Genomic DNA, 23,366 nt, shown 5'->3' on the forward strand with positions numbered 1-23,366 from the left:
CGGTCGTCGCCGAACTTCGGCTGGCTGCTGCAGGCGTCGTTGCGTCGTCCGCCGCCAAGCCATTCATGTTCGCCGAAGACCGATTGTCGGAGCTTCCAGGACTCCTCGGCATTCCCCACGCAAATACCCTGGACAGCTATCGATATCTCGGCAATGGCGAGGGCGCGTCCGGTGTTCTGACGCTCATCGGGCCCGATGGCGAAACCGAGATCCGCCTGCCCTGACGAGCTGGACCGGCGCGATCCGGCGAACTCATTTCGAGCTGACCCTGCGCGCACGCGCCGTTCCGTGGCGTTCGAAGGACGGACGCAACCGTCGTGTCGCCATGCCCGGAACGATCTCCCGAGCAACGGAACTTGCCCGTCGGGCGACTCAAAGGGCGTGGATTCGCGCGGCGAGTCGCAGCCGCGACATCGGATCAGCCTTTCGCGGACTCACGCCGGAGATTTTTTCCGGCAAAGCTCTCAATGCGTTCGCCGGTGTCAGTCAAACGCAGGCCAGATTTCCCTTTCGCTTTTTCGGAATCTATGAAACACTGCGCCCGTCCCGCCTCGCCATGAGGGGCGCTTCGCGATCGTCACGAACGTGGAGGCGGGATGCGATGGGCGCAGCTCTGCCGCAGCATGGCCTTGCCGTGCGGACGAACGGCAGGATACGCCGGCGAAATCGTGTGGTCCTGGCCTCCCGATGCTGAGGTCAAGCCGGCTGAGATGATGATCGGCCGGCGACGGGGGCAACAAAGCCCGGTCCCCGAGGAGAGCACGTATAAGCCGGAAAACCGTTGCGCAGGGAAGGCCGGGATCGTCCGGCTGAGCCTGTGGTTCCTGCCCCGTGCACTTCTTCACGCACGGGGGCCGCGGGTATCAGCGGATACCCGGCCTTCCCTGCGCCCTCTGTTCAAAGAGGGACACCGTACGATCATCACCCGGGCGCGCAACGCGCCGCGGGATCGCGATGACATGCTGTTTGACATTCATATCAGAACGCCACGCGCATGACCCCTGCACGTGAGCGTCACTTGCCGTCGTCGAGATGGACCAGCACCGCCGCGTTGGCGATGATGATGGCGTCGCTGCCGGCCTCGGCCGCAATCTCCAGCCCGCCTTTGACCGCGGTCACGGTCACCGTGCCATAGGGCAGCTCCTTGGCCACTGCAGCGGTGTCGACAGCCTCCGGGTTCGGCACGCCGATGGTGACGTCCACGAACATGTCCTGCGGCGTCTTGCCGACCATGCGGAAGAAGCCGAGGCTGGAATGGCGGATCGCGTCCGACACCGCGCGCTTGGCCGCCTTGGTGGCGTCGCGGCCGTGGACGTCGACGCCCATGCCCATCTCGGTGATACAGCGGACGCGCGCCATGTCGTGTTTCCCTCGGTTGCTTGCCTCGTACGCCATGCGACCTTAGCCAACGGCGCGGCCGACGCAAGCCGGGTGGACATCAAGCGCCCCCGCCACAGAAAATGGTCATCTGATGCCGACATATATCGTGCAAGATGATGCGCTGGACGAACCTGAGAACAAGGTCTTCGAATGATGTTCCTCCCCGTCTTTCCCGTGATGGCGATCCATCGGCCGGATCCGGCAGGCATGGCTGACCACGAGGAACATTGAAGGAGAACGCCAATGGGTTTTTCACACACGCTGGGCGGCACGCGCTACCGGTTCGACGACCTCAGAACCTTGCTTGCGAAGGCAACGCCGTTGCGCTCGGGCGACGTGCTGGCGGGCCTCGCCGCGGAGGATGCCGCCGAAGGCGTGGCGGCACGGATGGCGCTCGCCGAGCTGCCGCTGCGCCATTTCCTCAACGAGGCCGTCATCCCCTACGAGACCGACGAGGTCACGCGGCTGATCGTCGACCAGCATGACGGCAAGGCGTTCGCTCCCGTCGCAAGCCTCACGGTCGGCGACTTCCGCGAATGGCTGCTGTCGGATGCGGCCGACGCAGATGCACTCAGCGGCGTGTCGCCAGGGCTGACGCCGGAGATGGTTGCTGCGGTCTGCAAGATCATGCGGCTGCAGGACCTGGTGACGGTCGCGGCGAAATGCGAGGTCGTGACGCGCTTCCGCTGCACCATCGGCCTGCCGGGCCGGATGTCGACACGGCTGCAGCCCAACCACCCGCTCGACGATCCCAAGGGCGTCGCGGCCTCGATCCTCGACGGGCTGATGTACGGCGTCGGCGACGCGACGATCGGCATCAACCCGGCGAGCGACGACGTCGAGACGATGGTGCGGCTGCTCGACTTGATCGAGACCTTGCGGCTTGCCTCGCATGCACCGATCCAGTCCTGCGTGCTGGCCCATGTCACGACGGCGCTGAAGGCGATCGAGCGCCGCGCGCCGGTCGATCTCGTGTTCCAGTCGCTGGCCGGCAGCGAGGAGGCCAATCGCGGCTTCGGCATCACGCTGTCGCTGCTCGACGAGGCGCTCGCCGCGGCCGAAGGCCTGCAGCGCTGCCCCGTCGGGGGCAACGTGATGTATTTCGAGACCGGACAGGGCAGCGAGCTCTCCTCCGGCGGCCATTGCGGCGTCGACCAGCAGACCTTGGAAGCACGCTGCTACGCGGTCGCGCGGCGCTATCGGCCGCTGCTCGTGAACACCGTGGTCGGATTCATCGGTCCGGAATATCTCTACGACGGAAAGCAGATCATACGCGCGGGCCTGGAGGATCATTTCTGCGGCAAGCTGCTGGGGCTGCCGATGGGCTGCGACGTCTGCTACACCAACCACGCCGAAGCCGACCAGGACGACATGGATGCGCTGCTGACCCTGCTTGGCGTCGCCGGCTGCACCTACATCATGGGTGTGCCGGGCGCTGACGACATCATGCTGAACTATCAAAGCACCTCGTTCCATGACGCGCTCTATGTGCGCAAGGTGCTCGGCAAGCGCGCGGCGCCGGAGTTCGAGACCTGGCTCGCGGCCACCGGCCTCAGCGATGCCAAAGGCGAGCTGCGCTTCGAGCCGGCGCGGCTGATGCCGGCGCTGCCGCTGCTGGAGGCCAAGTGATGGGCGGCTCCGACAAGAGCGACTCGCCGGCAACGTCGTCATCGGACGATTGGCGCTGGCTGTCACGCTATACCGAAGCGCGGATCGCGTTGGGACGCTGCGGTCCTGGCCTGCCGACATCGGCACATCTCGCCTTCCAGGCTGCCCACGCCGAAGCGCGCGATGCCGTGCTGAAGCCGTTCGACGCCGAGCGCTTTGCCGCCGAGGCGACCGCGCATGGCTGGCCGGCCCTTGCCGTGCACAGCCGCGCTGCCGATCGCGCGACCTATCTGCAGCGTCCCGATGCAGGGCGCCTGCTGTCGCCGGCGTCGGAAGCGCTGTTGTCCGAGCCGCGCGCGCCGGCAGACATCGTGCTGGTGGTGGCTGATGGCCTGAGCAGCCGCGCGGTCCAGGTCAACGCCCTGCCCGTGCTCGACATGTTGATGCCGCGCCTGGCTGCAACCGGCAGACGGCTGTCGCCGGTGATCGTTGCTTCGCAGGGCCGCGTCGGGCTCGCCGATCATGTTGGCGAGCTGTTCGGCGCGTCGGCCTCGATCATCTTGATCGGCGAGCGCCCGGGCCTGAGCGCGGCCGATTCCCTTGGCCTCTATCTCACCTGGATGCCGCGCCGGGGCCGCGTCGATGCCGAACGCAACTGCATCTCCAACGTCCGCCAGGGCGGCCTCGCACCGGCGGATGCGGCGAGCCAGGCGGCCGAACTGATCCAGCGCATGTTCCTCCACCAGGCCGCCGGCGTCAGCCTCGCCCGGCTGCCGCAGCTGCCGGCGCCGGATGGAGATGGCGCGTCATGATGCCGGCGCAGTCCGAAACATCACACCGCGCAATAGCGGTCCTGGATATCCTTGTCGGCCAGCAGCGCCGCGGCGCTGCTCTCATGCACGACCTCGCCCTGGTCGATGATGACGGCGCGATCGGCGAGCCGCAGCGCCCATTCGACGTTCTGCTCGACCAACAGCAGCGTCTTGCCCTGGTCGCGCAATCGCCGGAACAGCACGCCCATCTCTTCGACGAGCACCGGCATGATGCCTTCGGACGGCTCGTCGAGCAGAACCATGCGCGGCCGCGCGATCAAGGCCCGCGCGATCGCCAGCATCTGCTGCTCGCCACCCGACAGCGTGACGCCCTCCTGATCCAGCCGCTCGTTCAATCGTGGAAAGGTCTCCGCAACCTCGGCGAACGCCGCGCGCTCCTCGATATCGGCGCTGGCGGCGACCAGCCCAAGCCGCAGGTTCTCGCGCACCGACAGGCCCGGCACGATGCGGCGCTCCTCCGGAACATAAGCGAGCCCGAGATGAAAGCGCTTGTGGGCCGCAAGCGGCAGCAGATCATGGCCGGCAAAGCGCACGCGCCCCGCGGCCCGGGGCATCAGCCCCATGACGGTGCGCAATGTCGTGGTCTTGCCGGCGCCGTTGCGGCCGACGAGCGCGACCACCTCGCCCTCGCTCACGCGCAGCGAGATGCCGTGCAGGACGTGGCTGGCGCCATACCAGGCCTGGAGGCCGTCGAGCTCGAGCAACGCGGTCTCAGCCATAGCCTTCACTCTGTCCCAGATAGACCCGGCGCACGTCGGGGTTGGATCGGATGTCCTCAGGACGACCGTCGGCGAGCAGCCGGCCGTGATGCAGCACCAGCACCCGCTGGCTCAGGCCGAGCACCATCTTCATCTTGTGCTCGACCAGCAGCACCGTGCGCTTCTCCGCCAGCCGCTCCAGCAGCGCCACCATCTCCTTGGTCTCTTCCGGCCCCATGCCCGCGGTCGGCTCATCGAGCAGCAGAAGCTCCGGTTCGGAGACCAGCGCAATGGCGATCTCCAGCGCGCGCTGCTGGCCGTGGGCGAGATACTTCGCGAGCTCGCCACACCTGCCGATCAGGCCGACCGCCATCAGGGCCGCATCGGCGCGTTCGCGGAGTTCGGCAAGATCGGCGCGCTTGCGCCAGATGTCGTAGCTTACCCGCATGGCCTGGGCGGCGACCCGGACATTCTCGTGCACCGACAAATCGGGAAAGATGTTGGTGATCTGGTACGAGCGCGAGATGCCCTGATGCACGAAGCGATGCTGTGGCAGGCCGTTCAGCTCGCGGCCCTTGAACCGCAGGGTGCCGCTGCTCGGCGACAGCGTGCCGGAGAGAATGTTGAAGAAGGTGCTCTTGCCTGCCCCGTTCGGGCCGATGATCGAGGTCAGCTCACCGGCCGCGAACGCGACTGAGATGCCTTCGAGCGCGACGAAGCCGCCGAAGCGACGGCCGATCCCATCCGCGCGCAATAACTCGGTGCTCATCGGCGTTGCCTCGCGAGCGGCAGCACATCGAGGAACGTGCCCCAGATGCCCTTGGGCAGGAACAGCACGAACACGACGAAGATGGCGCCGACCACGATCTGCCAGTGCGGCGTCCACAATGACACGACGTCCTCTAGGATCAGGAAGACCGCGGCCCCGACGAACGGCCCGAAGAAGCTGCGTGCGCCACCGAGCAGCACCATCATCACGATCATGCCGGAGGTCTGATAGTGCAGGATGTCGAGCGGAACGATGGACAAATGCAGGGCCGACATGCAGCCGCCGACGGCGGAGATGGCGCCCGACAGCATGAACACGATCAGCTTGCAGCGCTCGACGTCGTAGCCGCAGGCCCGCGCGCGCTGCTCGTTCTCGCGGATCGCCTCGATGACCGCGCCGAATGGCGAGTTGAGGATGCGCGACTGCACCCAGATTGCGATCGCCGCGAGCACCATCAGCACGTAATATTTGTTCACCGGATCGAGGAAGTTGACCTGCGCGCCGAACAGACCGATGTGGTCGACCGTGAAGCCGCGCAGCCCGTTCTCGCCGCCAGTGAAGGAGGAGGCCTGCAGCGCCACGTAGTAGACGAGTTGCGCCAGCGCGAGCGTGACCATGGAGAAATAGATGCCGCGGGTGCGCGTCGAGATCGTTCCGATCAATGCGGCGAGCGCCATGCTCGCCGCGATCGCCAGCGGCACTGCGGCAAACCACGGCAGGCCCCAGCGGCCGATGGCGATGCCGGTCAGATACGCGCCGGTGCCGAAGAAGGCGGCGTGGCCGAACGACAGCAGCCCGGTGTAGCCGAACAGGAGGTTGTAGCCCATCACCACGACGCCATAGATCAGGACGTTCACGGCGAGCGCCTTCGACGGCAGCAGCCAGGGCAGCAGCGCCAGCGCGACCAGCGAGACCAGCACGCGGTGATCCGCGAGAAGCGCGAAGAGGCGCTGCGCCTGAGGAAGCGGCGGTGCTTCGCCGGTCGAATGCACCGTCATCACGCTCTCCCCTTGAGGCCGAACAGACCCTGTGGCCGGATCAGCAGGACCGCGGCCATGAGCGCGAACATCACGATCGTCGCCATCTCGGGCGCAAACAGCGCGACCATGCTGATGCAGATGCCGACCATCAGCCCCGCGACCACGGCGCCGACGATCGAGCCGAGGCCGCCGATCACGGTGACGACGAAGGCCTCGGCCAGCACCAGCGTTCCCATCTCGGGATTGACGCTGCGCATGGGTCCCGCCAGCACCCCGCCGAGCGCGGCAAGGCCGACGCCGAGGCCGAAGATCGCGAGCCACACCTTGCCGATGTCGACCCCGAGCACCCGCATGATCAGGGGATCACGGGCGCCGGCCCGCACGATCAGGCCGACCCGGGTCTTCTCCAGCATCAGCCAGAGCACCAGCAGCACGACGGCGACCAGCGCGATCACGAACAGACGATATTTGGGGAAGAAGCCGACGCCGAGATCGACGACGCCGATCAATTGGGACGGTGTCGGAAACGGAATACCGTCGCTGCCGAACACGATGCGCACCCCCTCGACCAGGATGTAGCTGAGACCGAAGGTGAGCAGCAATGGATCATCGATCGACCGGCCATACAGGCGCCGGACCAGGACGAGTTCGATCAGCATGCCGAACGCGCCGACCAGAATTGGGGCGAGCAGCAAGCCCCACCAGAAGCTGCCGGTCAGCGATGCCAGATACAGACCGGCATAGGCCCCGATCATGAACAGCGCCCCATGGGCGAAATTGACCACGCCGAGCATGCCGAACACGATGGTCAGGCCGAGCGCAGTGATGACCAGCACCGCCCCAAGGGCGATGCCGGAAAACAGCTGCATGATGATCAGCGAGAGGTCCATGCGATCAGGATCAGGTGGCGTGGCCGAGTTCGCCGCAGCTGCGCAGCATCTCGTCCGCCCCGGGATCGCTGGCCACGATCGCGAACAGGTCGTTCTCGCTCGCCATCGCCGACTTCTTCTTGGATTCCAGCACAAGCACCGACTGCACCGACTGGTGGTCGCATTTGCGGTAATGCTGCGGGCCCTTGGTCAGATCGTATTGCAGCCCCTCCAGCACCGCGATGACCTTATCGGTGTCGGTGCCACCGGCGGCCTGCATCGCCTGCAGCAGCGAGCCGACGCCGGAGTAGCCATAGGCGCCGTAGTCGGTCGGGATCGCGCCGCCATTGGCGGCCCGGAACGCCTTGTTGAACTCGGCCGCGGTCTTGTTCTGTGTCTCAAGACCCCAATAATAGTTGGCGCCGCCGACGACGCCCTCGAACACGTCGGGCCCGACGGCGAGGCGCTGATTGTGTAGGATCACCGGCACCACGATCTTCATCTGCTGCTTGATGCCGAAATCCACCGCCTGCTTGATCGCGTTGGCCTGGTCGCGGCCGAAATTGCTGATGCACAGCACGTCCGGCCGCAGCGACATCAGCCGCGGCATGAAGGTCGAATAGTCGGCCGCACCGAACGGATGCAGGATCTCGCCGACGCTCTCGGCACCGATCGCCGTCTGCGCCCGCTTGAAGCCGCGCAGCATCTCATGGCCATAGGCATAGTCGGCCACGAGATGGGCGACCTTCATGCCCTTCTTGATGGTCTGGCGGGCCACGGCCGCCGTGGTCATGTGCGGGTTCAGCGCCTCGTGGAAGGTATATTTGCTGAAATCCTTGACCTCGTTGATGGTGTCGGACTGGCTGATCGACACGTAGATCACGCCGCGAGCGCGCGTCACCTCGTTGACGGCAAGCTGGACGGCGCTGGAGAGCGCGCCGACGATAGCGTGCACCTTGTCCTTCTCGATCAGCTCGAGCGTCCGCGTCGCCGCCTCGCCGGCGTTGAGCTTGTCGTCGCGCACAAGCAGCTCGACCTTGCGGCCGGCGACGCCGCCCTTGTCGTTGACCAGCTTGACGGCGAGTTCGGCGCACTTGACCTGGTCACGCGCCTCGGCGGCGAACGGACCGGTCAGCGGCGTCGGAAAGCCGATCCGGATGGTGTCATCGGCGGCGCGTCCCAGGCGCGGCATCGCGAGCGTGGCGACACCTGCCGACATCCCCATCAGCGCCGTACGGCGGGATATTCCTGTGCGTCGCAGCCTTGTCTCGTAGTTTGGCATGATCTCCTCCCTCATTCGTTTTTCTTAGAACCGGTTGAGCGCCTTGAGCACGCGCGCAGGCGTGATGGGAATGGTGTTGATGGAAGCGCCGAAGGGCATCAGCGCATCATTGACCGCATTCAGCACACAGGCCGACGCGGCCGCGGTGCCAGCCTCACCGCAGCCCTTTGCGCCGAGAATGGTGTCCGCCGTCGGCGTCTCGACGTGATCGATGGTAATGTCTGGCATCTCCATCGCCATCGGCACCAGATAGTCGGCCATCGACCCGTTGAGCAACTGGCCGGTCTCACCGTAACGGCACTCCTCGAACAGCGCAGCGCCAAGACCCTGCACGACACCGCCGCGCAACTGCTCGTCGACCAGCATCGGGTTGATGATCCGGCCGCAATCCTCGACGACATAGTGCTTCAGCAGCTTGATGAAGCCGGTCTCGACATCGACTTCGAGGTAGCAGCCCTGGATGCCGTTGGTGAAGGCAAAGGGGTAGCCCTGGGGCGCGAAATGATGGCTGACAGTCAGCTGCGCCTGAGTGCCCGGTGGCAAGGTGTCGGACCGGAAATAGGCGATGCGCGCGATCTCGGCGACTGGGATACGCGGCTGCCCCGTCGCGACAGAGGTGATCTGGCCGTCGACGACGTCGAGCGCGGCGGGCTGCTCCTGCAGCACCAGCGCGGCAATCTCCAGAATGTTCGCCTTGAGCTTCCGCGCGGCCTGCAGCGCCGTTTCGCCACCGATGCCCGCACCGCGGCAGGCCCAGGTCGCACCACCATGTGGCGTGACCTCGGTATCGCCGGTGATGATCTTGACGTGCTCCTGGGCGAGGCCGAGCTGGTCGGCGACGATCTGGCCGATGATCGCCTCGGTGCCCTGTCCCTGCTCCGTCACGGAGATCGCGCAGCGCACCTCGCCCGACGGCGTCAGGCTGACGGTCGCGCCATCCTGCGAGGAAATGCGCGCGCCGCCGACGCCGTAGAACGCAGGGCTCGGATTGGTGATCTCGACGAAGGTCGCAATGCCGATGCCGCGATAGATGCCGCGCCGACGCAGCTCGGCCTGCTCGGCGCGGAGCGCGTCATAGTCCATGATCCCGCGCAGCCGCCGCAGGCAGACTTCGTGCGACAGCGCCTCGAACCTGTAGCCGGTCGGCGATGCCGTCGGATAGGCGCTGTCGACAATCACGTTCCTGGCGCGCATCGCGAATGGATCGAGCCCGACGCGGGCAGCAGCGAGATCCACCATGCGCTCGGTGACCGCGCAGGCGATGGGATGTCCAACCGCGCGATACTGGCTGGTCTGCACCTTGTTCTGGAACACGACCTCGAGCGCGGCGCGGTAGGATTTGAAATCATACGGCGCACCGATCAGGCGGATGACCTGATTGCCTTCGACGACGCTGGTGCGCGGATAGGTCGAGAACGCGCCGATCGCCGTGGCATCGTGGACGTCCATGGCAAGGATCTTGCCGTCGGCGTCGACGGCCATGCGCGCGCGGACGTGGTGATCGCGGGCATGAATATCCGACACGAAGGACTCGATGCGATCGGCGACGTATTTGACCGGGCGCCCGAGCAGGATCGACAGCCCGACAACCGCCATGTCCTCGTGGTAGACATGCAGCTTCATGCCGAACGACCCGCCGATATCGGGCGCGATCACGCGCACGCTGGCTTCCGGGATGCCGTAGTGGCGAGCGTACAGATCCTGGAACTGGTAGGGCGTCTGCGTGGCGTGGTGCACCGTCAGCGCGCCGCTCTCGGAATCATAGTCCGCGACGATGGCCCGCGGCTCGAGCGTGACCGGGGTATGACGGCCGAAGCTGAATTCTTCCTCGATCACATGCGCGGCCGACGCGAAGGCCTCATCGACGCGGCCGCTGTCGAGCTGCGTGCGGAAACAGATGTTGGACGCCGCAACCGGATTGACCAGCGGCATCCCCGGCCGACGCGCGGCGTCGAGATCGACCACCGCCGGCAGCTCCTCGTAGTCGACCGAGATCAGCTCCAGCGCATCCTCCGCGATCGCCCTGCTCTCGGCGACCACGGCAATCACGGCCTGCCCAGCCCAGACGACGCGATCCAATGGCAACGGCAGCTGCGGCTCGGACGTCATGCCCTTGAAATGATCGAGCGTCCCGGTCCACGGTGTGCAGATCTTCGCCAGATCGGCGCCGGTCGCAACCAGATGCACGCCCGCAAGCGCCCGCGCCGCATCGACCTCGATGCCGGTGATCCGTGCATGAGCATACGGGGTGCGCAGGAAGGCGGCATACAGCATGCGCGGCAGGCGAATGTCCGTCACATAGCGCCCGCGTCCGGCGAGCAGTCGCTTCGCATTCGGTCGCGGCACGGAGCGGCCGATATAGGAATTCGGGCGGTCCAGCGACGTCAGCGGCGGGCTCATGGCGACGAGCCCTCCGCGCCCTGCGATGCCGTTGCTGCCCGTGCCGCGGCGACCGCGGCGATGGCGTCGACGATCGCTTCATATCCGGTGCAGCGGCAGAAATTGCCCGAGAGCGCGTCGCGAATGGTCTCGCGACTCGGCCGTGCCACGTGGGTCAGCAGCTCATGAGCGGTGATCAGCATGCCCGGCGTGCAGAACCCGCATTGCAGCGCATTGCGCCGATGAAACTCGGCTTGCAGGTCGGCGATCACGCCGCTCTCCGAGAGCCCCTCGATCGTATCGATCCGCGCGCCATCGGCCTGCACGGCGAACATCAGGCAGCCATGCACGGCAGCGCCGTCGAGCTGAACCAGGCAGGCGCCGCAGGCCCCCATCTCGCAACCGGCATGCGTGCCGGTCAGCTCGAGCTGCTGGCGAAGACAATCCACCAGCGTGTCGCGAGGCGCGACGTCACACGCCACCTTGCGGCCGTTGACGATGAGGCGAATGCGGACCTGCTCCTCGGTCTCGATGTCGACCGGCGGGCTCATGCGGCTTCTCCGATCCGTCCCAGCAGCCGGCCGAGCAGAACGCGCGCCAGATGCAGACGCATCGCCGCCGGAACATCGTCGCTGTCAGCGGGCGCGAGATCGGCGTCGAGCGCAGCCTGCGCCGCCGCAATCCGTGCAGCATCGATCCGGTTGCCGGTGAGCGCTGTCTCCGCATGCCTCGCACGGGTCGGGACGTCGCCGACCGAAAAGAATGAAATGCCTATGCGCTCGATCAGATCGCCCTGGCAGGTCGCGAGCAGGCCGCAACCGACCAGTGCATAGTCGCCGCGCCGGCGGGCCAGCTCATCGAACGCAATGCGCTGGCCCGCTTGGAAGAGAGGAACATGAACCGCGACGAGGATCTCGCCGGGCGCGATCGCCGTCTCGAAAAGGTCGGTGAAGAAGTCATCGGCTTTGACGCGGCGCCGGCCGGACGCGCCGGCAATCTCAATCTCGGCGTCGAGCGCCAGCACCATCGCCGGAAACTCGGAGGCTGGGTCGGCCAGCGCGACACTGCCGCCAAAGGTCCCGCGATTGCGGATGGCAGGATGCGCAACGAACGGGGCTGCGGCGCGCAACAGCGGCGCAAACTCAGCGATCAGCGGATCGGTCAGCATCTCGCAGTGCCGGGTCAAGGCGCCGATCCGCAACCATTCGCCGTCCCGCGTGATGCCGCGCAGCTCTGCAATGTGGTTGATATCGATCAGAATTCGCGGGGCCTGAAGACGCAACGCCAGCGCCGGAACCAGGCTCTGACCACCAGCAATGAAACGCACATCGTCGCCGGCGCCCGCATGAGCTTCGAGCGCCTCGCCGATCGTGTGTGCACGAAAATAGCTGAAAGCCCTCGCTTTCATCCGTTTCCTCACCGCCAGGGCTCGCCAGCCCGGATTCCCAAATTTGTGACCATCTGGTCTCAAAAGAGTTGCACGCAGCGGCACCGCGGTCAACCAGAAACGAACGATTGGTCACAAATCAGCTTTCGGCTATCAAGCAGACTGTCGCCGCAATCGATAGAGACCATGGCTAGGACCCCGAAGACAGCGAGCGCTGAGACAACAGGCCGAGTTGATGGACGCCCGCGCAGGTCCGAGAACCGTCCTCAGGCGAGGCGCCGCAACATGCGCGCCGCCGACCGCGAGCGCGTGATCGTGGATGAAGCGATCCGCTTTTTCGCCGAGCGCGGCTTCGAAGGCCAGACGCGGGAGCTCGCCAAGCGCATGGGCATCGCGCATTCGGTGATCTACCGGCACTTCCCCAGCAAGGAAGCCCTGATCGAGCGCGTCTATCAGGAGGTCTATCTTAGCCGCTGGTCGCAGGACTGGGGCCCGCTGATCCGCGATCGCAGCCATCCACTCAAGACGCGACTGACCGGCTTCTATCTCGACTACGTGGCACGCGTGTTCGAATACAACTGGGTGCGGATCTTCGTGTTCTCCGGCATGAAGTCGTTCGGCATCACCGGCCGCTATCTCGACCTCGTCCGGCACGAGATCATCGAGCCTGCCGCGATCGAGCTGCGGCATGAACTGCAGCTGCCAGACGCCGCCACCTACCCTCTCGGCAGCCGCGAGACGGAGATGTTCTGGGGACTGCACGGACGCATCTTCTATCTCGCGATCCGAAAGTTCATCTACGAGACACCGGTTCCATCAGATCTCGAGCAAACCGTGCGTGATGCGATCGACCTCTTCATGGACGGCGCCAGGCTGGCGCTCCCTCGGCTCCTGCGCGACGATCAGGCCGGACCGGCACGATGATCCGGCCCGTCGTCGATGACCGTCACGCCGTCCGGCCGCGCCCGCCCTTGATCTTCGCGGCGACGAGATAGGATAGCGGCATGGCGACGACGAATCCGACCAGCGCCGCCAACGGCAGGTCTTTCATCGGACTCGCGACCAGCCCCTGCACCGTCAACAATGCCGTCACCGCGCTGCCTGCCAGCACCGTGCCCAGCATGACCCAGATGAGAATTGCGACCTTGAACATCTGTCTTTCTCCGTCAGTAGGAAAGCTTCCGATCCCTTGACGCGAGAATGCTCTGCCTGCGGCTTCGAGCCGGCATTGATTTGGAACAACCGGACTCAGCAATCGAGGGAGGAGCGACCTGCTCCTCCCTCGATCAATCCCGATGAGCCGACAGAATGTCGCCGACGCCTTACAGTCGGCGATCGAACGACGCTGCTCTATCGTGTCCCCGGAACGAAGTGATCGCGCTTGCTGACCGACGTCCCGGTCGCCGGATCCGTGATCTTGATCTCGATGTCCACCGGCGCCGAGGGAAGGTCGGCCCCCTTGGCCTCGATCGACATGCGGATCTCGCGGGTCTGATCCTGGCCGACGTCGATCACCATACGACCGTCCTGCTCGCGCGTTTCGCCGGCCACCGTCACCTTGGCGTTCGGAAGCCCCACGACGTCCAGCACGAAGTCGCGCGGCCCGCGCTTGTTGAGCAGACGAACCGTGTAGTCGTTGCGGACGCCGCCATCCGACAACTGCACGAACAGCGGGTTACGTTCATGCAGCACGTTGATGCCCATCGTGCCGCGCGTCACCAGCGAGTACAGCATGATCCCGCCGACGATCGCGATGAAGGTCGCATAGATGATCGTGCGCGGTCGGATGATCCGGTAGATCTCGGGCTTGCCTTCCTTGCGGCGCTGGACGTTGATGTCGGTGTCGTAACCGATGAGGCCCGTCGGACGGCCGATCTGGGTCATCACGCTGTCGCAGGCATCGATGCACAGGCTGCACTGGATGCAGCCGAGCTGGATGCCGTGGCGGATGTCGACGCCGGTCGGGCAGACGTTGACGCATTGATGGCAGTCGATGCAATCCCCGGCGGGTGCGCCCTGCAGCCGTGCAGCTTCCGCCTTCTTGACCGACATGCGCGGCTCGCCGCGGTCGCCCTTGTAGGTGACGTTGAGCGCCCACTCGTCGGTCAGCGCCGCCTGGATGCGCGGCCACGGGCACATGTAGATGCAGACCTGCTCGCGAGCGTGGCCGGCGAACACATAAGTCGTCGCCGTCAGGATGCCGATCCAGAGATAGGCGGTGAACGGCGCCTGGAAGGTGGCGAGGTCCTTCACCAGGGTCGGCGCATCGTCGAAATACAGCACCCAGGCGCCACCGGTCCACCAGCCGATCATGATCCAGAGGAAATGCTTCAGCGCGGCCTGGCGGATGTGGGTGAAGGTCCAGCCGCGCTTGTCGCTGAGCATGCGCTCACGGCGGTCGCCCTCGGCCCAGCGCTCGACGGCGTAGAACAGGTCGGTCCACACCGTCTGCGGACAGAGATAGCCGCACCACAGCCGGCCGGCGACCGCGTTCATCAGGAACAGGGCGACCGCCGCGATGATGAGCAGGCCGGTGAAGTAGTAGACCTCCTGCGGCCACAGCTCGATGAAGAAGAAGTAGAACCGGCGATGCGGGAAATCGACCAGCACCGCCTGGTTCGGCATGCCGGGTCCGCGATCCCAGCGGACGAAGGGCAGCAGGTAGTAGATGCCGAGCGTGATGCACAGGATCGTCCACTTGATGCGCCGGAAGCGGCCGTGCACGGCCGCCGGATAGACCTTGTCGCGCGCCTTGTAGAGCGGCCCGACGATATAGGTTTCGTCCGAGTCAGCCATGATATCCCCGCTTCATCTTGCCGTCCTTCCGACCGATTCAGGAGAACGCGTTGCCGCTTTTGAGCCCCAGCTTCTTGAAGACGATCGCCGCCGGGCAGAAGCCCGTGAACGAGGCCTGGATCATGTTCACGCCCGCAAAGGCCGCCAGCAAGAACCAGTAGGGACTGACGTACCAGCCCAGCGTCAGGCTGAGCAGGACGACGACGCCCGCGAAGGTGAGAACTGCTTTGTCGACGTTCATGACATACTCCTTCATGGTTGCATTTGAGCGTAATCAAGCAAGTGCCGGCCCGGCCGTACGGCTACTGCCGCAGGCCGGACAGTGTCCAGGCGACGATTCGTTGCGAGTCCATCGCACCCGAGATTCGCGCCAGCTCCCGCCCCTGCTGCAGCAGCAGCATGGTCGGAATTCCGGAGATGCCGAGCCGCGCCGACACCTCCGGCGCCTCGTCCGAGTTCAGCTTCAGAAGCTGCACACGCGGCTCCAGCTCTTGCGCAGCGCGCGCGAACATCGGCGCCATCGCGCGGCACGGGCCGCACCATGGCGCCCAGACGTCGACGAGCAGCGGCAGACTGCTATGCGCGACATGGCGTTCGAACGCGGCCTGGTCGACCTCGATCGGATGGCCGCTGAACAGCGGCGTATGACACTTGCCGCATTTCCCCTGCGTCGGCGCCCGGTCCGCGGGCAGACGGTTGATCTGCCCGCAATGGCCGCACACGATCTGCAAACCGTTGCTCATGTGCCGGTCCTGACTTCCTTGATCTTGGCGATGTTGAGCCGGTCGAGCAGGAACTTTTCGTAGAACGGCTCGGGCGTCCCGCGCCTCATCTTGCGCAGGAAGTACTTCTCGAAGGCGACCTTGGCATAGTGCACCCACTCTCCCTTCGACGACCAGTTGACGTTGCGCGGCGGGATCTGCGGCTGGGCCAGGAAGGCGACGCCGGAATCGCCGAAATCGGCAAGACAGATCGCGTTCCAGGTCGGCTCGGCCTTTGGCTCCTGGCCGCGCAGCAGCGCCCCGATGTTCAAGGCCGTCGCCGTCACCATCGATTCGATCATGAAGCCGGTCTTGGGCACGCCGACCGGCACCGGCGTCGGCCCGATCGGCGGAATCGCAACGCAGACGCCGATGGCAAACACGTTGGGGAAGGTCGGATTACGCTGATGCTTGTCCACGACGACGAAGCCGCGGGGATTGGTGAGCTTGTCGATGCCGCGGACGGCTCCCACGCCGCGAAAGGCGGGCAGCATCATCGAATAGGCAAACGGTAGCTCGTGCGTCTTGCGGACGGTGCCGTCGTCGGCGACCTCCTCCACGAACATGCGGCCATCCTCGACCTTGGTGACGCGCGCGCTGGTGATCCACTTGATGTGCTTTTCGCGCATCTCGCTTTCCAGCAGACCCTTGGTGTCGCCGACGCCGTCGAGGCCGAGATGGCCGATATAGGGCTCGGAGGTCACGAAGGTCATCGGCACCTGATCGCGCATCTTGCGCCGGCGCAGCTCGGTTTCCAGGATGAACAGGAATTCGTAAGCGGGGCCGAAGCATGAGGCGCCCTGTACCGCACCGACGATCACGGGCCCGGGTTTCTCGGCGAGCCTGTCAAAGGCCGCCTTGGCATGAGCGGCGTGGTCGACGTGGCACACGGATTGCGTATGCCCATCGGGTCCAAGCCCCGGGATTTCGTCGAAGGCGAGTTCGGGACCGGTGGCGACGACGAGATAATCGTATGCCACCATGCCGCCGTCCGTCAGCTCGACCTGGTTCTCGGCCGGATGCACGCGCTTGGCGCCCTGCGTCAGCAGCCGGATGCCCTTGCGCTGCATGACGTCGACCAGATCGATCTCGATCTCGTCGCGCTTGCGCCAGCCCACGGCCACCCAGGGGTTGGATGGCACGAAATGATAGGAGGAGCCCTGCGAGACGACGGTCACGCGATCCTCCTTCCTCAGTTGCGGCAACATTTCATAAGCCATCAGCGAGCCGCTCAGCCCCGCCCCGATCACCACGATTTCCGCCATTGGGATCCTCCATCCGCACTTGATTCATTCTTGCTTCATGTCACCGCGGCGCCGCCGCCGGCCTTGACTATATATTCGAATATCTGTATATACGCAACTATGAAAATTAACGCTGACATCATGGAGGCGGCGGCGGACCAGGCCAGCGACCTGCTGAAGGCGCTGTCGAACCGCCATCGCCTCCTGATCATCTGCCAGCTGGTCGACGACGAGCGGTCGGTCGGAGAACTCGCCGAGTTTCTCGGCCTGCGCGATTCGACCGTGTCGCAGCACCTGGCGCTCCTGCGCAAGGACGGCCTGGTCACCGCCAGGCGCGAGGGGCAGACGATCTACTATTCGATCACAAGCGATCCGGCCCGCGAGGTCCTCAAGACGCTCTATCAGGTGTACTGCGGGCCGAGACCGTTACCGAGACTATGAGGATGCCGGACCGGCATCTTGACCGATATCAAACGGGAACTCCCATCCAGGTGAGATGTCTGCAGCCGGCTGCGGACGGCTCGCCCGAACCTCACAAATCGAATCAAACCAGACAGGAATAGGCTGATGCGCAGATTATCGGTCCTGAGCTTGATCGCCGCGATGGCGTGGCAGGCAGCGCCGGCCCTTGCGGAGACGCTGACGGTGGCGCCGCGGCAGGTCGCCGACGAGAAGGCGGTGTTCGCGACGGTGGAGAGCATCAGCGTGGTCCCTGCCCGCGGCCGCATCGGCGGCACCATCGTGCAGCTTTCGGTGCGCGAAGGCGACCCGGTCAGGCGCGGCCAGCCCATCGCCTCGATCGGCGACGACAAACTGGCCCTGCAGATCAAATCGCTCGACGCCCAGATCGAGGCGCTGCAGGCGCAAGCGAACCAGGCGCAGATCGACTTCACCCGCACCGAGGGCCTCGTCGAGCGCGGCACCCTGCCCCGCATCAAGCTCGACGAGACGCGCACGGCGCTGAACGTCGCCGAGAACGGGCTGCGGGCCAAGACTGCCGAGCGTGCCGTGGTAAACCAGCAGATGACTGAGGGCCAGGTGCTGGCTCCCGATGACGGCCGCGTGTTGAAGAAGCTGGTTGCCGTCGGATCTGTGGTTCTGCCCGGCGATCCCGTGGTCACGGTGGCGCAGCAGAACTTCAAGCTGCGACTGCGCGTGCCCGAGCGCCACGCTCTCTTTCTCAAGGCCGGCGACAAGGTCCGGGTCGACGGTGCCGAGTTCGGCGACAGCGCCGACAAATGGGGGGTGATCGACTTGGTCTATCCGCAGATCGAGGAAGGCCGTGTCGTGGCCGACGCGATCGTCTCCGGTCTCGGCCAGTATTTCGTCGGCGACCGGCTCCGGGTCTGGATCTCCGGCGGCCAACGCGATGCCTACGTGATCCCGCAGCGCTACGTCACAACACGGTTCGGCATCGATTATGTCCAGTTGCAGCAAGGGACGCAGAAGGTGAGCGTTCCGGTGCAGCGCGGCCGCGCTCTGCCGAGCGCCGATCTCCCCGATGGACTCGAAATCCTGTCCGGCCTGCGCGCCGGCGACCAGTTGGTGCAGCCGTGAAACTCGGACTCTCAGGCAAGCTTACCCAGGCGACCATCGCCTCGCCGCTGACGCCGCTGTTTCTGCTCGCGGCGCTCGTGGTCGGCCTCATCGCCGTCGTCGTGATCCCGCGCGAGGAAGAGCCGCAGATCAGCGTGCCGATGGTCGACATCCGCGTCAGCGCCGACGGCCTGCGTGCGCCCGACGGCGTCGAGCTCGTGACCAAGCCGCTGGAGACCATCGTCAAGGCGATCGACGGCGTCGAACACGTCTACAGCCAGACCGAGGACGACCGTGTCATGGTCACCGCGCGGTTCCTGGTGGGGACCAAGTTCGAGGACGCGATCCTGCGCGTCCACGAGAAGCTACGCGCCAACCTCGACCGCATCCCCGTCGGCATTCCCGAGCCGCTGATCGTCGGCCGCGGCATCAACGACGTCGCCGTCACCGTGCTGACGCTGTCGCCGAAGCCGGAAGCCGCCGGGCGCTGGTCCGACAAGGACCTCTACGAGCTCGCCGACAAGCTGCGTGCGGAGCTGACCAAGGTCGACAATATCGGCCTGACCTATATCTCCGGCGGCGGCGCCCAGCAGATCCGGGTCGAGCCCGATCCGGAAAAGCTGTCGCTGTTCGGCGTGACTCTGCAGCAGCTCGTCGCCAAGGTGAAGGACGCGAACCGCTCTTTCCTGGCCGGAGACGTTCGCGACGGCGGTATCGTGCGCAACGTCGCCGCGGGCCAGACGCTCACGGGCATCCCGGACATCGGCCTGCTGCTGATCTCGACGCGCGACGGCCGTCCCGTCTATGTGCGCGACGTCGCCACCGTCGTCATCGGCCCCAACCTCGCAGAGCATCGCGTCTGGGATGACGCCCGCACCGACAAGGGCGACTGGCACCGGGTGCCGGCGGTGAGCCTCGCGCTCGCCAAGCGCGCCGGCGCCAATGCCGTGGTGGTGTCTCACGACATCGCGCAGCGCCTCGAAGGGCTGAAGGCCAGTCTCGTTCCGAGCGACGTCGCAGTCACGGTGACGCGCGACTACGGCGAGACCGCCAACGAGAAGGCCAACGAGCTGCTGTTCCATCTCGGCCTCGCTACGATCTCGATCGTCGTGCTGATTGCGGTCGCCATTGGCTGGCGCGAAGCCCTCGTCACCTTCGTGGTGATTCCGACCACGATCCTGCTGACGATGTTCGCCGCCAATCTGATGGGCTACACGATCAACCGGGTCAGCCTGTTTGCCCTGATCTTCTCGATCGGCATCCTGGTCGACGACGCCATCGTCGTGGTCGAGAATATCGCGCGCCATTGGGGCATGCATGACGGCCGGCCGCGCCTGCAGGCCACCATCGAGGCGGTCGCCGAAGTCGGCAACCCCACCGTTGTCGCGACCTTGACCGTGGTCGCCGCCCTGCTGCCGATGCTGTTCGTGTCGGGACTGATGGGCCCCTACATGGCGCCGATCCCGGCCAACGCCTCGGCGGCGATGCTGTTCTCGTTCTTCGTCGCCATGGTGGTGGCGCCGTGGCTGATGCTGCGGCTGGCGCCGAGGTCGACCAGCGCCTCGGCGGACTCTCACGACGCGCATGGCGAAGGCCGTCTCGGACGCATCTACCGCAGCGTCGCGCGCCCGATCGTCGCCAGCAAGCGCTCCGCCTGGATCTTCCTGCTCGGCGTCGGCATCGCCACCTTGCTGTCGATGACGCTGTTCGCCTCCAAGTCCGTCACCGTCAAGCTGCTGCCGTTCGACAACAAGTCGGAGATCGCGGTGATGGTCGATCTGCCCGAAGGCGCGAGCCTGGAGGATACCGAGCGCACGCTGTTCGCGGCCGCCGACATTGCGCACGGGCTGCCGGAGATCACGACCGTGCAGAGCTATGCCGGCACGGCGGCGCCGTTCAACTTCAACGGTCTCGTGAGGCACTACTATCTGCGGGAGCGGCCCGAGCTCGGCGAGCTCCAGGTCAATCTCGCCGCGCGCGGCGACCGCAAGCGCGCGAGCCACGACATCGCGCTCGAGCTGCGCCAGCGGCTGAAGAGCATCCCTGTGCCGGCCGGCACCAGCATCAAGGTGGTCGAAGTGCCGCCCGGGCCTCCGGTGCTCGCCACCCTGCTGGCGGAGATCTACGGTCCGGACGCGGCGACCCGGCGCGCCGTCACCACCGAACTCAAGAAGGTCTTCGCCGACGTTCCCTTCATCGTCGACATCGACGATTCCATCGGTCAGCGCCGGCCGCGGCTGCGACTGTCGATCGACCAGGACAGTCTCGAATTCTTCGGTGTCGAGCAGCGCGACGTCTACGACACGATCCAGACGCTGTTCGGCGGCGTCTCGGTCGGCTACTCGCATCGCGGCGAAGACCGCAATCCGATCGAGATCGCCGTGCGTCTGCCGAAGCACGACAAGAGCTGGAGCCAGGCCCTGGCATCGACGCCGGTGCCCGCCAACACGGTGCCCGGCAGCAAGACCGTCGTCGAACTCGGCCAAGTCGTGAAGGCCACGATGGAAGAGGGGTCGCCGATGATCTTCCGCCGCGACGGCCGCTTTGCCGACATGGTGATGGCAGAACTCGCCGGCCGCTTCGAGGCCCCGCTCTACGGCATGCTCGCGGTCGCCGACCGGATCGACGCCCATGACTGGGGCAAGCTGCCGAAGCCCGTGATCGGCTTCCACGGCCAGCCCAAGGACGAGTCCCGTCCGACGCTGCTGTGGGATGGCGAATGGGAGATCACCTACGTAACCTTCCGCGACATGGGCGCCGCATTCGGCGCCGCCATCCTCGGCATCTACGTTCTGGTCGTGGCACAGTTCAAGAGCTTCCGGCTGCCGCTGGTAATCCTGACTCCGATCCCGCTGACCCTGATCGGCATCCTGCTCGGCCACTGGTTGCTGGGCGCGCCGTTCACGGCGACGTCGATGATCGGCTTCATTGCGCTGGCCGGCATCATCGTCCGCAACTCGATCCTGCTGGTCGACTTCATCCGGCACAGTGGCGGCGAGGGCAAGACCCTGCGCGACGTCGTGTTGGAGGCCGGCGCCGTGCGCTTCAAGCCGATCCTGCTGACGGCGCTCGCGGCGATGATCGGTGCTGCGACGATCCTGCTCGACCCGATCTTCCAGGGGCTGGCGATCTCGCTGCTGTTCGGCCTGGCCTCCTCCACCCTGCTCACCGTACTCGTGATCCCCGCGATCTACATCGCACTGCGCGAGCCTGGCAAACCCACCACGAAGATGTCGTAGGAGCTATCATGACCAAACTGTACAGCGAGATCTGCAAGGACATCTCGGGTAACCTGAAGACGCTGCGCAAGGACATTCCGGACGTCATGCAGGGCTTCTCTGCACTGGCGAGGGCCGCCGCCGCTGATGGCGCGCTCGACAAGAAGACCAAGGAGCTGATCGCGCTGGCGATCGGGGTTGCCGTTCGGTGCGACGGCTGCATCGGCTTTCACGCGGAGGCGCTCGTCCGTCTCGGTGCAAGCCGGCAGGAGGTCGAGGAGACGCTCGGCATGGCGATCTACATGGGCGGCGGACCGTCGTTGATGTATGCCGCCGATGCGATTGCGGCGTTCGAGCAATTCCAGCAACAGGCAGCCGCCGCCTGAGCGCGGGTTCAGCCGCAGATATCGAGAATGGCCAGCATGTAGATGCGGATCATGTCGAGATAGTCGGGAATGTCGACGCGCTCGTCCGGCATCGTGTTGTAGCGGCCGCCCGGTCCGCAGACGATGCCCTCCATGCCGCCATAGGTATAAAGATGGCCGGCATCGGTGCCATAGAAGCAGCTCGGCGTCACCGGGCCTGTCGGCTGGGCGGCGCCGCGCACGACACGATAGGCATTGTTGACGGCACGGACGATCGGGCTGTCCGGTGCGACCTCGAACGGCGGCATGGTCGGCACGCCGGCGCGGTCCTCCGACATCAGATGGGCCTTCAGGCCGGGAAAACGCCCCTCCAGCGCATCGAGCTCGCGCCGCATGTCCGCGAGCGCGCCCTGCTCGGTCTGCCCAGGAGCGTAACGACCGGAGCCCTTGATGCGGACGAAATCCGCGACCTGCGGCGTCCGCCATTCGTGCAACTCACGACCGAGCGCGCCGTGCACGACGCCGACATGGACGCGATTGATGGCCTCATGTGCCGGCGAACGCGCGCCGGAGAACCGCATCGCATTGAGGCGCGGAATGAGATCGCAGGCGGCGGTGATGGCGTCCACCGCCTCCTCGCGCTTCGACAGATGCCGCGTGTTGCCGACGAGCTCGATGATGAACATGAATGCCGCGGCATGCATCGTCATCGCCTTGAGGTCGGTTGGCTCGGAATTGATGAAATAGTCCGCGCGCAGCCCCTGCTCCAGCAACGAATAGGTGCCGACTCCGCCTTGCAGCTCGCCGACCACATAGGTCAGAACGACATCACCCCTCAGCCTGACGCCGGCCTCGATTAGCGTCTTGACCGCGCAGAAATAGGCGGCGTCGCCGGCCTTCATGTTTGACACGCCGATTCCGTAGACGAAGTCGTCGTCCACCTTCCCCGCCCAGGGATCGAGGGTCCAGCCCTCGGTCACCGGATTTGTATCGACATGGCCGTTGAAGAGCAGGCTCTTGCCGCCGCCGGTGCCGTGCCAGCGGCCGACCGCGTTGACACGGCCCTCGGCCCCGAACGGGGCGACCGCGGCATCCAGGCCGATCGCGCTCATCTGTTCAGCCATGAAGGTCGCGAGCTGCTTCTCGCCCTCGGTCTTCGAATAGCTCTTGTGCTGAACCATGCGCGACAGCAGCGCGAGCGAAGCTGGAATGTCGATGCGGGCGAGCAGGTCGTTGCGATCCATGGGGGCAATCCTTGCGG

Annotated in this window: 23 protein-coding genes; 8 read left to right on the forward strand and 15 right to left on the reverse strand. The window is 65.7% G+C overall.

Going from position 1 to position 23,366, the window contains the following annotated elements; genetic code table 11:
- Positions 1 to 65 precede the first annotated feature (65 nt).
- The gene (locus QX094_RS28850; protein WP_316184828.1) at positions 66 to 224 is read left to right on the forward strand and encodes a hypothetical protein; all 159 of its coding nucleotides are present in this window, start codon (positions 66 to 68) and stop codon (positions 222 to 224) included.
- Between the two features lie 790 nt (positions 225 to 1,014).
- On the opposite strand, the gene QX094_RS28855 is transcribed toward QX094_RS28850, so the two are convergent.
- Entirely contained in the window at positions 1,015 to 1,359 is a 345-nt protein-coding gene (locus tag QX094_RS28855; RefSeq protein ID WP_315712523.1) for a Lin0512 family protein, read from the reverse strand.
- Between the two features lie 264 nt (positions 1,360 to 1,623).
- Between QX094_RS28855 and QX094_RS28860 the strand changes: the two genes are divergently transcribed.
- On the forward strand, positions 1,624 to 3,009 hold the full coding sequence (locus QX094_RS28860) for an ethanolamine ammonia-lyase subunit EutB (RefSeq protein WP_316184827.1): 1,386 nt from the start codon (positions 1,624 to 1,626) through the stop codon (positions 3,007 to 3,009).
- Positions 3,009 to 3,800: an ethanolamine ammonia-lyase subunit EutC gene (gene eutC / locus QX094_RS28865; protein ID WP_315749872.1), complete on the forward strand. Its 792-nt coding sequence runs from the start codon at positions 3,009 to 3,011 to the stop codon at positions 3,798 to 3,800. Before QX094_RS28860 ends, eutC begins: the two co-directional genes overlap by 1 nt.
- Before the next feature lie 20 nt (positions 3,801 to 3,820).
- On the opposite strand, the gene QX094_RS28870 is transcribed toward eutC, so the two are convergent.
- Genes QX094_RS28870 through QX094_RS28905 form a run of 8 tightly spaced genes read right to left on the reverse strand, consistent with a single transcriptional unit; the run spans position 3,821 to position 12,206 of the window.
- Positions 3,821 to 4,540 carry an ABC transporter ATP-binding protein gene (locus tag QX094_RS28870; protein ID WP_315712527.1) on the reverse strand — a complete coding sequence of 240 codons (720 nt, stop codon included), beginning with the start codon at positions 4,538 to 4,540 and terminating at the stop codon, positions 3,821 to 3,823.
- Entirely contained in the window at positions 4,533 to 5,288 is a 756-nt protein-coding gene (locus QX094_RS28875; protein ID WP_315749871.1) for an ABC transporter ATP-binding protein, read from the reverse strand. The genes QX094_RS28870 and QX094_RS28875 overlap by 8 nt, the downstream gene beginning before the upstream one ends.
- Positions 5,285 to 6,286, reverse strand: a complete 1,002-nt coding sequence (locus QX094_RS28880) for a branched-chain amino acid ABC transporter permease (RefSeq protein WP_316184826.1) — start codon at positions 6,284 to 6,286, stop codon at positions 5,285 to 5,287. The genes QX094_RS28875 and QX094_RS28880 overlap by 4 nt, the downstream gene beginning before the upstream one ends.
- On the reverse strand, positions 6,286 to 7,158 hold the full coding sequence (locus tag QX094_RS28885) for a branched-chain amino acid ABC transporter permease (RefSeq protein WP_315712531.1): 873 nt from the start codon (positions 7,156 to 7,158) through the stop codon (positions 6,286 to 6,288). The genes QX094_RS28880 and QX094_RS28885 overlap by 1 nt, the downstream gene beginning before the upstream one ends.
- A 10-nt stretch (positions 7,159 to 7,168) precedes the next feature.
- Positions 7,169 to 8,419, reverse strand: a complete 1,251-nt coding sequence (locus tag QX094_RS28890) for an ABC transporter substrate-binding protein (protein ID WP_315827459.1) — start codon at positions 8,417 to 8,419, stop codon at positions 7,169 to 7,171.
- Between the two features lie 24 nt (positions 8,420 to 8,443).
- Positions 8,444 to 10,819 carry a xanthine dehydrogenase family protein molybdopterin-binding subunit gene (locus QX094_RS28895; RefSeq protein ID WP_316184824.1) on the reverse strand — a complete coding sequence of 792 codons (2,376 nt, stop codon included), beginning with the start codon at positions 10,817 to 10,819 and terminating at the stop codon, positions 8,444 to 8,446.
- The gene (locus QX094_RS28900; protein ID WP_316164653.1) at positions 10,816 to 11,349 is read right to left on the reverse strand and encodes a (2Fe-2S)-binding protein; all 534 of its coding nucleotides are present in this window, start codon (positions 11,347 to 11,349) and stop codon (positions 10,816 to 10,818) included. Before QX094_RS28900 ends, QX094_RS28895 begins: the two co-directional genes overlap by 4 nt.
- Positions 11,346 to 12,206, reverse strand: a complete 861-nt coding sequence (locus QX094_RS28905; RefSeq protein WP_316170523.1) for a xanthine dehydrogenase family protein subunit M — start codon at positions 12,204 to 12,206, stop codon at positions 11,346 to 11,348. The genes QX094_RS28900 and QX094_RS28905 overlap by 4 nt, the downstream gene beginning before the upstream one ends.
- A gap of 264 nt (positions 12,207 to 12,470) precedes the next feature.
- Here QX094_RS28905 and QX094_RS28910 point away from each other — a divergent pair, with 264 nt between their 5' ends.
- Entirely contained in the window at positions 12,471 to 13,109 is a 639-nt protein-coding gene (locus QX094_RS28910; RefSeq protein WP_316184823.1) for a helix-turn-helix domain-containing protein, read from the forward strand.
- 22 nt (positions 13,110 to 13,131) lie between these two features.
- Here QX094_RS28910 and QX094_RS28915 read toward each other — a convergent pair whose 3' ends face one another.
- The 5 genes from QX094_RS28915 to QX094_RS28935 all read right to left on the reverse strand — a co-directional run bounded on the left by QX094_RS28915 (position 13,132) and on the right by QX094_RS28935 (position 17,007).
- Positions 13,132 to 13,338 carry a hypothetical protein gene (locus QX094_RS28915; RefSeq protein ID WP_315712536.1) on the reverse strand — a complete coding sequence of 69 codons (207 nt, stop codon included), beginning with the start codon at positions 13,336 to 13,338 and terminating at the stop codon, positions 13,132 to 13,134.
- A gap of 197 nt (positions 13,339 to 13,535) precedes the next feature.
- A complete protein-coding gene (gene ccoG, locus QX094_RS28920; RefSeq protein ID WP_315712537.1) occupies positions 13,536 to 14,981 on the reverse strand; it encodes a cytochrome c oxidase accessory protein CcoG in 1,446 nt (481 codons plus the stop codon).
- A gap of 37 nt (positions 14,982 to 15,018) precedes the next feature.
- Positions 15,019 to 15,222 carry a DUF2892 domain-containing protein gene (locus QX094_RS28925; RefSeq protein WP_315827454.1) on the reverse strand — a complete coding sequence of 68 codons (204 nt, stop codon included), beginning with the start codon at positions 15,220 to 15,222 and terminating at the stop codon, positions 15,019 to 15,021.
- 61 nt (positions 15,223 to 15,283) lie between these two features.
- A complete protein-coding gene (trxC, locus tag QX094_RS28930) occupies positions 15,284 to 15,724 on the reverse strand; it encodes a thioredoxin TrxC (protein ID WP_315712540.1) in 441 nt (146 codons plus the stop codon).
- Positions 15,721 to 17,007, reverse strand: a complete 1,287-nt coding sequence (locus QX094_RS28935; protein ID WP_315712541.1) for an FAD/NAD(P)-binding oxidoreductase — start codon at positions 17,005 to 17,007, stop codon at positions 15,721 to 15,723. The genes trxC and QX094_RS28935 overlap by 4 nt, the downstream gene beginning before the upstream one ends.
- A gap of 120 nt (positions 17,008 to 17,127) precedes the next feature.
- Here QX094_RS28935 and QX094_RS28940 point away from each other — a divergent pair, with 120 nt between their 5' ends.
- From QX094_RS28940 to QX094_RS28955, 4 genes are all read left to right on the forward strand, one after another.
- The gene (locus QX094_RS28940) at positions 17,128 to 17,427 is read left to right on the forward strand and encodes a metalloregulator ArsR/SmtB family transcription factor (RefSeq protein ID WP_315750038.1); all 300 of its coding nucleotides are present in this window, start codon (positions 17,128 to 17,130) and stop codon (positions 17,425 to 17,427) included.
- Between the two features lie 126 nt (positions 17,428 to 17,553).
- A complete protein-coding gene (locus QX094_RS28945; protein ID WP_316184822.1) occupies positions 17,554 to 18,543 on the forward strand; it encodes an efflux RND transporter periplasmic adaptor subunit in 990 nt (329 codons plus the stop codon).
- A complete protein-coding gene (locus QX094_RS28950) occupies positions 18,540 to 21,761 on the forward strand; it encodes an efflux RND transporter permease subunit (RefSeq protein ID WP_316184820.1) in 3,222 nt (1,073 codons plus the stop codon). The genes QX094_RS28945 and QX094_RS28950 overlap by 4 nt, the downstream gene beginning before the upstream one ends.
- Before the next feature lie 8 nt (positions 21,762 to 21,769).
- Complete coding sequence (locus QX094_RS28955; RefSeq protein ID WP_315712545.1) at positions 21,770 to 22,126, forward strand: carboxymuconolactone decarboxylase family protein; 357 nt, start codon at positions 21,770 to 21,772, stop codon at positions 22,124 to 22,126.
- 8 nt (positions 22,127 to 22,134) lie between these two features.
- On the opposite strand, the gene QX094_RS28960 is transcribed toward QX094_RS28955, so the two are convergent.
- Positions 22,135 to 23,349: a M20 family metallopeptidase gene (locus QX094_RS28960; RefSeq protein WP_315827452.1), complete on the reverse strand. Its 1,215-nt coding sequence runs from the start codon at positions 23,347 to 23,349 to the stop codon at positions 22,135 to 22,137.
- Between the last annotated feature and the right edge of the window lie 17 nt (positions 23,350 to 23,366).

The sequence above is a fragment of the Bradyrhizobium sp. SZCCHNS1050 genome (genome assembly GCF_032484785.1).
Classification (GTDB): Bacteria; Pseudomonadota; Alphaproteobacteria; order Rhizobiales; family Xanthobacteraceae; genus Bradyrhizobium.